The following is an 11,052-nucleotide window of genomic DNA, read 5'->3' on the forward strand; positions in this document are numbered from 1 at the left end:
CTCACCAGTCGAAGCCGGCCGCCACCTGGGACTTGATGTAGGCGGGGATGTCGGTCTTCTCGGTGATCTCCAGCGCCGAGGAGACCTTCAGCCCGTCCCGCAGGACGTGCTGCCGGAACACCATGTACAGCGGCAGGTCCCAGAACTCCGTGTTCTCGTAGTCCTGCACGACGGCGTTGTCACTCCAGAAGACAGCCGAGGTGTCGATCCTGTCCAGCTCGGGGATCGCGGTGCCGAAGGCGGCCTCGACGGCGCCCGAGCGCAGCGCGGGCTTCAGGGCGTGCCGGGACAGCTCGGTCTGGCCCTCCTGGGACACCAGCCACTTGAGGACCTGGAGTGCCTGGGCCTTCTTGGAGGACTGCGGCGGCAGGAACGCGGCGATGGTGTTGGGCTGGTAGCCGGCGTTGTCGCCGCTGCCGAGCACCGGCACGGACGTGATGCCCAGGTCGATCTTCTTGGCCAGCTCGCGCCACTCGTCCGCGTCGTCCTCCTCCAGGTACAGCGAGCTTCCCGCGTACGCGGGAAGCTTGCGGAGGTTGTCCACCGCCATCGCAACGCTTCCGGTGGTGAGGTAGTCGTCCACCGTCGTGAAGATGTTGTGCGGGTGGAGCAGGAAGCGCTCCAGGTTGCTGCCGAGCCGCTGCCAGCCCTCTGAGGTGATGTCCACCTTCACGTCCTCGGGCGCGGGCGTGCCGCCCTGCCCGGGCACGAACGGATACAGGCCGAGCTGGTTGAGCTCCAGGTACTGGTCCGGATGCTGGAGGTACCCCTTGTACGCGACCAGGTCCTGCTCGAAGGTCAGCTTCTTGGCGAGGCGGAAGGCCTCGTCGTAGGTGACGCCGTTGGCCGGGGTCCTCAGACCCTTCTTGTCGAAGACCTTCTTGTTGTGGAACAGGATGTATTCGTCCAGGAACACCGGCACCCCGTACAGACCGCCGTCCGAACGGGCCCTGATCTGGGCGACGGCGCCCGGGTTGAGGGAGCCGAGGTCGATGCCGGTGGCCCGCAGGTCGTCGGTGAGGTCGCGGGTCCAGCCGCGTGGTTCCAGATCGCGGTCGATGCGCCGGCGTGGGTCCTCCAGGATGAGATCGGGAACGATGCCCGCCTTGTCCAGGTCCTCGTACCGGATCGGCTGGTCCCAGGCCACGGCCTTGATCTTGAGGCCGGGGAAGGCCGCGCGCATCGCGTCGCCCACGACCGTGTCGAAGAAGCCGGGGTACTCGAACGGCTTGTAGTTGGCCATGAAGACGAACAGCTCGTCGTCGCAGACCTCGAACGGCTCACCGTACTTGTTCGGGATGGTGGTGCAGGAGGCGCCGGACGCGGAGGTGGTGACCCGCGCGGTGGTGGTGCGGGCCTGGGCCGGAGTGGACGCGCCGATGCCGACTCCGGTGAGCGTCGCGGCGCCGATCGCGGCGGCTGCTCCGCCGACGAACTTCCGCCGGTTCGGCGGCTGCTGTTCACTCTGCTGCGGGTGCGGGGTCATACGTGTGCCTCTTCCTTCTAGGGGGAATCGCCGACGGCCCGGACGACGGGCCGGACGATGGGGCCGGCGAGGAACGCCACTGGTATGCCAGGCGAATGCCACAATGGTTCACCTGACAGTTCGAACGGTCAACAGTGCTTACAGAAAAGGGAGTTGTTAATGTTGAGGATCAGTGGCGGAGCCAGGTACGCCGAGTTCGCCGAAGGCGACGGAAAGAGCCCGTCGCGACTGGTGCTCGGCCACGACGACGAGGGGGAGCCGGCCCGGCTCGCCATCCCGCTGGATGACCTCCTCGTCGTTTCCGCCGGCCGCCCCTGGGCCCCCACCCGGCCCGGCGTCGGAGCCTTCGAGGCGCGGTCCGCCGGGGACCTGCTGGAGATCCACTGCACCTTCGCAGACCCGTCCGAGCTGGAGGTCCGGCTCTCCCTGCTCTTCGAGGACGACCTGCTGCACCTCCGTACCACCTGGCGCTGGAACGGTGGCACCCCCTGCCGGGACGTCGTCCTGGGCATCGCCCTGCCGCTGCCCGCCCTGCGGCCGGAAGCGGTCACGCTGCCCCAGGTCCTCTACCGGGGCAATCCCTCGGCCGACCCCGGCCGCGTCGTCCCGCGCCTGGCGGCGGACACCGGCGGACTCGTCGTCGAGGACCACCGGCTGCCCGTCCCCTGCGCACACGCCGAGTGGGAGAGCGGCGGCCAGGACCGGTATGCCACTCTCTTCACGGCCCGGCCGGGCCCGGGCTCCCTCGGCGCCATCCACCGGCCCCGGGGGGTCACCCTGCTCGGCGTGAGCGGCGCCCTGCTCCTCAACGGCGAGCCCGACGTGGCCTACGTCCACAAGGCCCGTACCGCCCCGTGCACGGCCGGCTACCGCGACCTGGCCCCGGGCGAGGAGCACCATGCCCACCACGCCCTGGACTGGGGCCGCGCCAGCCGGCCGGGACACGGCTTCCGCACCCTCGTCCACCGCGGTCTGGCCCTGTACCGGCCGCGCGGCGCAAATCCCCTCTCCCCGGACGCAACGGTCCGCCTCAAGACCGAGGCCCTCGACCGGCGCTGGTACGACGACGGCGACGCCGCCGGCTACCTCAAGTTCACCGGCCCCGGCCACCGGGCCGGGTTCATGTACGGATGGACGGGCCAGAGCCTCCGGCTCGCCTGGTGCGACGCCCGCCTGGGCATCGAGAACGAAGAACCCCGACGCGTCGAACGCTGCCGCAAGGCCGTGGAGTTCCATCTGGCCGGCAGCGCGGTCCCCGGCGCGCCCGGACTGCACTTCAGCTTCTACGCCACCGGTGAGCGCCTCTGGACCGGGTTCGACGGGGAGGAGGGCCCGTACGTCTCGGCGCGGGCCTTCGGCGACAACCTCTGCGATCTCGCCGACATCGTGCGGCTGTTCCGCCGGCACGGCCTCGACGTCCCCGACACGTGGGTGCGGACGCTCACCGCGGGCGTCGCGGCGGCCTGCGGCGACGGCAGGCCGCCCTTCGGCTGGCTCACCGACGGCACGCCCCTGACCTCCTTCGCCGGGACGGCCGGGCTGCCGTGTGTCCTCGCGATGCTCAAGACGTACCGCGTCACCGGCGAACCGCACCTGCTCCGTGACGCCGGGGCGCTCGTGGAGGAGTACCACCGGCGCTTCGCCGACGACTACACCACCCCCTTCGCCCGTGCCACGCTCGACGCCGCCTGCGAGGACAAGGAAGGAGGCATGGCCTTCTTCCTGTGCACCTACGAGCTGCTGCGGCTCACCGGCGATCAGCGGTGGGCCGACCGCGCCCAGGAGGCCGCCGACTGGCTCCTCACCTGGGTCTACCAGTGGGACACGCCCTTCCGACACGGCTTCTCCACCACCGGCTGGCCCGGTGTCAGCGTCCAGAACCACCACATCGACGTGTTCTTCCCGGCGTACGAACTCGCCCGGCTGGGCAGCCTCGTGGACCGGCCGGTCTACCGCGAGCTCGGCGAACTCATCCTGAACGCCCTCGGCCAGGGCATCTGCACCCGGCCGGGGGAGTGGGGCTTCGACGACCCGGGAGAGCAGGCCGAGGGCTTCTTCCCCACCAACTGGCAGGACCGCGGAAGCAGCAACACCTGGAACCCCTCCTGGGTGACGGCCCAGGTGTTGTCCCAGGTGCTGCGCATGCGGTCCGGCCGGTCCCCTCAGCCGGCGCCGACGGGCGCCGGCTCCGGCCGGTGGACGCCCCGCGGGCGGTAGCCGAGCGCCTCGCCGACCCCGAGCAGGTCGGCGAGCAGCCAGGTCACCGCGAGCCACATCTCGGTTCCCTGAAGTCCGGGGACACGGTCCTTGCTCTCCCCGGGCTCCAGGGCGAAGGAGAACCCGGCGCCGTCCTGCCACCTGGTCAGCACCCGCTCCAACTGCCCCCGCGCCCAGTCCCGGCCCTCACCGGCCCGGTGCCCGGTGCTCCGGGCACAGAGCCACAGCGGATGGACCACGTCCAGGACGTCGCACGCCGTACCCCGGTACGGACCGAACCACGCCGGATCGAGGCTGTGCGCCAGCACCGTGTCCACCACCCGCTCCGGATACGGAACCGGCAGCCCGAACTGCGCGAACGACCCGCGCGAGACCCGGTAGAAGCCGTTGACCGGCTGTCGCCAGCCCTCCCTGGCATCCGGTTCGCCCCACAGGCCGTGCCGTGGGTCGGCCCGCGTCAGCAGCCAGCCGAACAACGCCTCCGCCTGCGGCGACGCGCCGGGGGAGGCGAAGTGCAGCGCCGTCCCCACCCCGTCGACCCAGTTCCCGCTGCGCCACGCCTCGGTCCGCCACGGCAGCGCGTCCAGGCGCTCCACCAGCCGCTCGGCCGGCAGTTCGGTGACGGCCCGCACCGGGTGCGCGAAGCGCGAGCCGAGCAGGCCGAGCGCGTAGCCGACACAGAGGATGTGATACATCGCCGCGTGGTCGTCCAGCGTCGGGGCGGAGCCACCGACCTCCGGCACCAGTCCCGTCACAGGGTCCTGCAGCGCCCGCAACCGCTCCACCAGTGCGTCGCGGTCCTCACCGGGCGGCGGGCCGCCCAGCAGCAGGTCCGCGATCTCCACCGCGTCGCAGCCGGCGCGCACTGTGGGCGTGGCCCCCGGCCGGTCGGCCGGCACACCCTCCGTACGGCAGCGGCCCAGCACCTCGGCCGCCTGTTCCCGGGCCCGCCGCGCGAACGCCTCGAGCCGTCCGTCGAGAGCGCCCGCCGACGGACGGAGAGAGGAAGGGACCGGACCCGGCGCGGTGTCCCGCCGGTCCCGCAGCCTCCGTGCGGGGCTGCCCGCCGCCACCGACCAGGCCGGCAGGTCCTTGGTGACCACCGCCCCGGCCCCGACGACGCAGTGGTCGCCGATGGTCACCCCGTCCACGACCACCACGTGGGAACCGATCCACACGTCGTCTCCCAGGACGATCCCCTTCGAGGTCAAGGGCTGCTTGTGGACCGGCGCGCCCGGGGCGAAGCCGTGGTTGAACCCCAGCAGCGAGGTGTGCGCGCCCACCCGCACCCCGTCCCCCATCAGCACCCTGCCCCGGGCCGTGGTGAACGGGTTGAGCGTGCAGTTGCGGCCCATCGACACCTCGTCGGTGACGACCGCGTGCGCGCCGACGTACGACCGGTCGCCCATCCGCAGGGAATCGGTGTGGATCCCCGCCCATGGAGACACGAACACCCGGTCGCCGAACTCGGCCGTCCCGCCGTCCGCGCGCAGGCGCTCCGCGAGCGCCTCCTGGTGGGCGAGCTGCGCGGCACGCTCCTCGTCGTCGCTCCTGCTCCAGAACTCCCAAGGGCAGTGATCGAACCGCCCTGGGCGTGCCTCACCGTCCGTCACGGCCACCGGTCACCTTCTCCCTCGCGTATCCGGACACGTGCGTGACGATGTCCTCCTCCGCCAGTTCCTGGAACTTCACATCATGCAGGAGCAGTTTCCGGATCGGCGCGTGGGCGTAACCCCGGGCGAGCACGCCCCGGCGGGCCCGGCCGACCGTCGCCCGGCTGACGCTGACGTTCTCCACCCGGGGCGGGTAGGCACCCGTGTCACCCTCGCCCCGGTCGAAGTCGCAGGTGATGAACTCCTTGGTCAGGTGGGTGACCGTCAGGTCCGTCAGGTGGACGTTCTCCGCGAAGCCGCCGCGCACCGAGTTGGTCTTGATGTACAGGCCGAAGTACAGGCCCGGTCCGCCGATGCGGCAACGCCGTACGTACACGTTGCGGATGCCCCCGGTCATGTCACTGCCCAGGGTGATCGCTCCGTAGCGGTGACGCAGCACGCAGTCCTCGATCACGATGTTCTCGCTCGGCGTGGCGACCCGGCGGCCGTCGGCCTCGCGCCCCGACTTGATGGCGATGCAGTCGTCGCCGGCCGTGATGTCGCAGCGCCGGATCACCACGTCCCGGCACGACTCGGGGTCGATCCCGTCGTTGTTGGGGCCGATGCTGTCGATCACCACATCCTGGACGGTGACGTTGGTGCACAGCACCGGGTGGATCTCCCACATGGGGGAGCGGATGATCGTCACCCCCTCGATCAGCACGCCGTGACACCGCCGGAACTCGATGAAGTCGGGGCGGAAGTACCGTCCGTCGGCGTACACGCGCTGTTCGACCGGGTCGTTGTCCTCGGCCTGCCGCCACAGCTCGGGCCAGTCCTGCTCCTGGTGCGGCATGCCCGGCCGCCAGCCGAACTCCTCCTGCCCGGCCCAGGGCCACCAGTGCTCCTCGTCGGCCTGGCCGTCCAGCACCCCGGAACCGGTGACCGCGATGTCACGCTCGTCATGGGCATGGATGAACGGGGCGTAGCCGTAGCACTCGACGCCCTGGAACCGGGTGAGCACGGGCGGCAGGTACCGGGCCGGTTCCTGGACGAAGCGCAGCGTGGCGCCCTCCTCCAGGTGCAGCTCCACCTGGCTGCGCAGTCTCACCGGACCCGTGAGGAAGACCCCGGGCGGGACGGTGACCCGGCCGCCCCCCGCCGAGTGGCAGGCCGTGACGGCCTGCCTGATCGCGTGGGTGCAGTCGGTCCTCCCGTCGCCGGCAGCGCCGTACGCGGTCACCGGGAACTCGCGGCCGGGGAACCGTGGCGGCACCACCCGGGCCGCCACCGCGTCCGCCTCCGCCCACGGGTCCGCGACCGGAGGGTCTGCCGGCTTTCTCATCTGCCGGCCGGTCAAGGCGACGCCTCCTGGCCGTTGATGGTGACGTCGCGGAGCACGAGGCCCTCGATGTTGCGCTGCTCGTTCGGACCGGTCATGCCGTTGAAGGCGCATTCGCTCAGCAGGACGTCGTGGATCGGGTTGGCGTCGTTGCCGATGAAGGTCCAGGCGCGCGGCCCCGCGGTGGTGGTGACCCGGTGGATCTCGATCCGCCGCACGTCCGGGTAGAAATCACCGGTCTCCACCCGTTCGTAGTCCAGCGCGATTTCCACGACCGCGTCCCCGACCTCGCCTACGGTGATGTCGTGGCACAGCACGTCGCGCAGGTAACCGCCGCGCAGCGGGTTCGACTTGAGGCGGATCGCCCGGTCCAGGCGCGGGCTGTCCATCACGCAGTGCCGGGCGACGATGTCGGAGATGCCGCCGGAGTTCTCGCTGCCCAGGGTGACGCCGCCGTGCCCGTCGCGCATCTCGCAGCGCTCGACCAGGGCGTGCTCCATCGGCACACCCACCCGCCGCCCGTCGGCGTTCTTGCCGGCCTTGAAGGCGATGCAGTCGTCACCGGTGTCGAAGAGGCAGTCCTGGATGAGGACGTAAGAGCAGGACTCGGGGTCCACCCCGTCGTTGTTCGGCCCGACCGGGCTGTCCACGGTGACACCGCGCACAGTGACGTTGGTGGACAGCACCGGGTGGATGTTCCACATCGGCGAGTTGCTCACCGTGACGCCTTCGACGAGCACGTCCTGGCAGCGGTAGAACTGGATCATGTTGGGCCGCAGGAAGTGCCCCGCGCCGAAGACGCGTTCCGTGACGGGGGTGCCCGCGTCGCCCATCGCCAGCAACTGCTTGATGTCGGGGTTCTGCGGCGAAGGGCCCCCGCCCACCCCCTTGGTCCAGTCCCACCAGTGCGTCCAGTCGGCCTGCCCGTCGAGGGTGCCCCGCCCGGTGACCGCCACCGTGCGGCACTCGAAGGCGTACACCAGCGGCGAGTAGTTGAAGCACTCGACGCCCTCGTACCGCGTGTAGACGGCCGGGAGATACGCCTCCGGCTCCTGCTGGAACCGCAGGGTGGCCCCCTCCTCCACGTGGAGGTCGATCCGGTCCCGGAGGTGGATCGCCCCTGTCAGCCACTCGCCGGGCGGCACCACGACGTGGCCGCCGCCGGCCCGCGCACATGTCTCGATGGCGTCCCGGATGGCGTCCGTGCAGTCGTGCACGCCGTCCCCGACGGCTCCGTGGTCGGCGATCGACACCCGCCGCTCCGGGAAGCGCGGGTCGTGGATCTTGGCGAGAATGCGGGCGGCCCGGCGCTGCGCCCCAGGCACTGTGGACCCGTCCGCGTGCGCGGCGGAGGTGCCGGCCGCCATCCCGGCGGCGGCGAGACCCGCCGTGGCGAGGAAGGTCCTGCGGTCGGGAGTCTTCACCAGGACCACTCCTTCGCGGGAACGTGCAGCGTGTGCTCGCGCAGCGGGGCCTGCGGCGAGGGGGTGCGGTTCGGATACATGGGTCGGGTGATTCCTTCCGGGGTGATGCCGATGACGTCGTCGCCGCGCCAGCGCGTGCGGTAGACACGTCCGGCGGCGGTCTCGTCGGTGACGTTCTCGGGCAGGGGAAAGGTGACGGTGACACGCTCGCCCGCGCGGGGCTCGCGCACGGAGAGCGATCCGTCACAGGCCCACAGACCGGGTTCGTGCCCGTGCAGGGTGCGCTCGCTCCCGCCGGGAGCGGTGCGCACCACCCGCACCTGCGCGTAGCCCGCCCAGGCGGGGACCCGCAGCCGCAGTTCGCGGCAGTCCTCGCGGACGTCGAGGTCCACCCTCCCGGTGTGCGGGAGGTGGCTGAGCACATGGACGAACCGGCTGCCTCGGTTGAGCAGCAGGTTGACGCGGAACAGCCGCTCGTCGCCGGTGACGGCGAGCGACCAGCCGGTGAACAGGCCGCGGACGCCGGATCCGACGCAGCAGGCCTGTACGTCCGCGGTGTGGCCCCGGCCCAGGACGCTGTCGCTGACGTAGTCGTTGGGTGCGCCGTACCCGGCGAACGCGCCGCGCAGCCGCTCGCCGACCCGGTGGTGAGTGACCCACCCCGGCTCGTCCAGCGTACGGTCGGGCGCCGAGCGGACCCAGGAGACGTCCAGGAGCTGAGCGGAGGTCAGATGGCCTCGCAGGAAACGCTCCAGCACGCCCCAGTAGTGGTGGTGGCCCGCGCCGGCCAGGGTGCCCGCGATGGCGATCAGGTCCACCAGCGAGCAGGTCTCGTGCTCGTAGCGCTGGCCGGCCAGGTCGCCCGGTGTCCACCCGAAGGCGGTGCACCGGCCGAGCGCCCAGTCGAAGGAGCGACGCACGAACTCGGTCAGGGCGTGGTCGCCCGAGTCCACCGCGTACCGCGCCAGGCCGTCCAGGGTGCCGAGCCGGGTGTGGAAGTGCCCGCTGCGGTAGGCGAGTGCCGAGTTGAACGAGCCGTCGGCAAGGAACACCCCGCTGTGCTCGGTGATCAGCCGGGCGAACCACCCGCACAGTTCCCAGGCCTGCTCGTTGCCGGTCAGCCTGTGCCAGCGCAGCAGCGGCATGATGAGCCGCCCGCAGAACGAGGCCGGATCCGGGGCCAGATGGAGTTGTACCGCGTTGGCCGATGGCCAGCCGCGGTCGGTGTACTCGGACGCCGGGTAATACCAGACGTCGCGTTCCTTGACCGCGATCCGGTGCAGTGCCGCCACCAGCCGGTCGGCCGCGACCGCGGCCTCCTCGTCGCCGCTCTCCTGGTACCAGGTGGTGAGCGCGAGCAGGGTGGCGCGCTGGTCGATCATGTTCGCGTTCGGCTCCCAGTGGCCGCGCGGATGGCTGCGCCGCCGGGTGAGCCCGTCGTCGCCGATCAGGGCGAGCAGTGTCTTCCTGTACACCGCCTCGACGTCGCTCCACGAAGAGACGCCGCTCATCTGCCGGGCGAGCACGCAGGCGTCGGTGAGCCGGCCATGGCTGGAGCCGTAGTCCCAGTCGCCGTGCCGCAGCGCGGCCGGCTCGGCGGTCAGGTCGGCCCCGAAGAAGGGGATGCCGCCGAGATCGGGGTCGGCCAGCCCCACCACGGCGTTCATGGCCAGCTCGGCCCGTTCTTCCAAGAGCAGGGTTGCTGGTATGCCAGTCATCGTTTTCACGCCGTCTCTGAGTCCGATGAATCAGTGGTGCGCGCGTCGGGAAAAGACGCTAAGCGCGCCAGTGAAGGGCGTCAAGAGTCGCGAAAGTGCTGCACATGAGCCGATGTTGGGGAAGTTGAGGGTGTTGACGCCGCCTTTCAGGGGTTCTACGGTTCCGGACGTTCGCCCCTCTCAAGGTGGCATGCCAGCAACGGAGAGGAAGGGGTGAGGGAGTGGGCGGAGGGCTGATGCGCAGTGCCGTGCTGAAGCGGGCCGGCGGGATCGAGATCGTGGAGTCCGAGGTTCCGGCATTCGGTGAGGGGGAGGCCCTGGTCGAGATGCGGGCGGTGGGCCTGTGCGGCAGCGACACCGCGGCCTTCCGCGGCCGCCATCCGTTCCGGGAGCCACCGGTGGTTCTGGGCCACGAAGGCGCGGGCCGGGTGGCGGAGGCCGCTGACGGCACGATCGCGCAGGGCACCAAGGTCGCTGTGCTGCCACTGGCGTCCTGCGGGCGGTGCGGACACTGCGAGCGAGGGCTGTCGCACCTGTGCGCGTACCGGCGGCTGCCCGGCGCGGGCCTCCCCGGGCTGCTCGCCCAGTACGTCGTGCTGCCGCGACGCGCACTCGTGCCGCTGCCCGGTGCGCTGTCGTACGCACAGGGTGCGCTGATCGAGCCCGCCGCGGTCGCCTGGCACACGGCGGGGACGGCGGGCGTGCGGTTCGGGACCCGCCTCGCGGTGCTGGGCGCGGGCACCATCGGCCACCTGACCGCGGCGGTCGCCCGCCTGCACGGCGCCGAGGACGTCCTCGTCACCGACGTGCGGCCCCGGGCACTCGGCCTGGCCGCCCACGCCACCGGCTGCCGCACCCTGGACGCCCGCCACGGAGCGGTGGCGGGAGAAGGACGGGCCGGCGCCTTCGACGCCGTCGTCGTCGCCTCCGGGCACCCGGGCTGCATGGACGAGGCGCTTGCCCTCTGCCGCCCGCGCGGCACCGTCGTCGTGCTGCCGATGTTCGGGGACACGGTGCGCGCCGGGCTGAACCCGCTGGTGCTCAAGGAGATCCGAGTCAAGGGCTCCTCCCTGTACACCCCCGGTGACTTCCGCGCCGCGGCTGGTGCCGTGGCCGGCGGCGCGCTCGACGTACGCCCCCTGATCACGGCCGAACCGGCGCCGCTGGCTGCGGCCCAGGACGCCTTCGAGGAGCTCGACCGGGGGGCCGACGTGATGAAAGTGCTGCTGGACCCGGCGCGCTGACCCCGAAGAGCCCGTACAGAAGAGAGGCA

The 11,052-nt window shown here is 71.4% G+C and carries 7 protein-coding genes; 2 read left to right on the plus strand and 5 right to left on the minus strand.

Going from position 1 to position 11,052, the window contains the following annotated elements; translation table 11 throughout:
* Window position 1 precedes the first annotated feature (1 nt).
* The gene (locus tag ACLQ2N_RS22215; RefSeq protein ID WP_425815656.1) at window positions 2-1,486 is read right to left on the minus strand and encodes an ABC transporter substrate-binding protein; all 1,485 of its coding nucleotides are present in this window, start codon (window positions 1,484-1,486) and stop codon (window positions 2-4) included.
* 159 nt (window positions 1,487-1,645) lie between these two features.
* Between ACLQ2N_RS22215 and ACLQ2N_RS22220 the strand changes: the two genes are divergently transcribed.
* Window positions 1,646-3,703, plus strand: coding sequence for a hypothetical protein (locus ACLQ2N_RS22220; RefSeq protein ID WP_425815658.1), 2,058 nt, complete (start codon window positions 1,646-1,648; stop codon window positions 3,701-3,703).
* On the opposite strand, the gene ACLQ2N_RS22225 is transcribed toward ACLQ2N_RS22220, so the two are convergent.
* From ACLQ2N_RS22225 to ACLQ2N_RS22240, 4 genes are read right to left on the minus strand one after another with little or no spacing between them, the layout of a single operon-like run.
* Window positions 3,649-5,316: a DapH/DapD/GlmU-related protein gene (locus tag ACLQ2N_RS22225; protein WP_425815660.1), complete on the minus strand. Its 1,668-nt coding sequence runs from the start codon at window positions 5,314-5,316 to the stop codon at window positions 3,649-3,651. The two genes, ACLQ2N_RS22220 and ACLQ2N_RS22225, sit on opposite strands and share 55 nt — an antisense overlap.
* Window positions 5,303-6,640: a glycoside hydrolase family 28 protein gene (locus ACLQ2N_RS22230; protein ID WP_425815662.1), complete on the minus strand. Its 1,338-nt coding sequence runs from the start codon at window positions 6,638-6,640 to the stop codon at window positions 5,303-5,305. The genes ACLQ2N_RS22225 and ACLQ2N_RS22230 overlap by 14 nt, the downstream gene beginning before the upstream one ends.
* Window positions 6,641-6,651: 11 nt before the next feature.
* On the minus strand, window positions 6,652-8,061 hold the full coding sequence (locus ACLQ2N_RS22235; protein ID WP_425815664.1) for a glycoside hydrolase family 28 protein: 1,410 nt from the start codon (window positions 8,059-8,061) through the stop codon (window positions 6,652-6,654).
* Complete coding sequence (locus ACLQ2N_RS22240) at window positions 8,058-9,779, minus strand: hypothetical protein (RefSeq protein WP_425815666.1); 1,722 nt, start codon at window positions 9,777-9,779, stop codon at window positions 8,058-8,060. Before ACLQ2N_RS22240 ends, ACLQ2N_RS22235 begins: the two co-directional genes overlap by 4 nt.
* A 236-nt stretch (window positions 9,780-10,015) precedes the next feature.
* Between ACLQ2N_RS22240 and ACLQ2N_RS22245 the strand changes: the two genes are divergently transcribed.
* The gene (locus tag ACLQ2N_RS22245) at window positions 10,016-11,023 is read left to right on the plus strand and encodes a zinc-dependent alcohol dehydrogenase (protein ID WP_425815668.1); all 1,008 of its coding nucleotides are present in this window, start codon (window positions 10,016-10,018) and stop codon (window positions 11,021-11,023) included.
* Window positions 11,024-11,052: the final 29 nt, after the last annotated feature.

It is taken from the genome of Streptomyces sp. DT224 (assembly GCF_049844595.1).
Classification (GTDB): domain Bacteria; phylum Actinomycetota; class Actinomycetes; order Streptomycetales; family Streptomycetaceae; genus Streptomyces.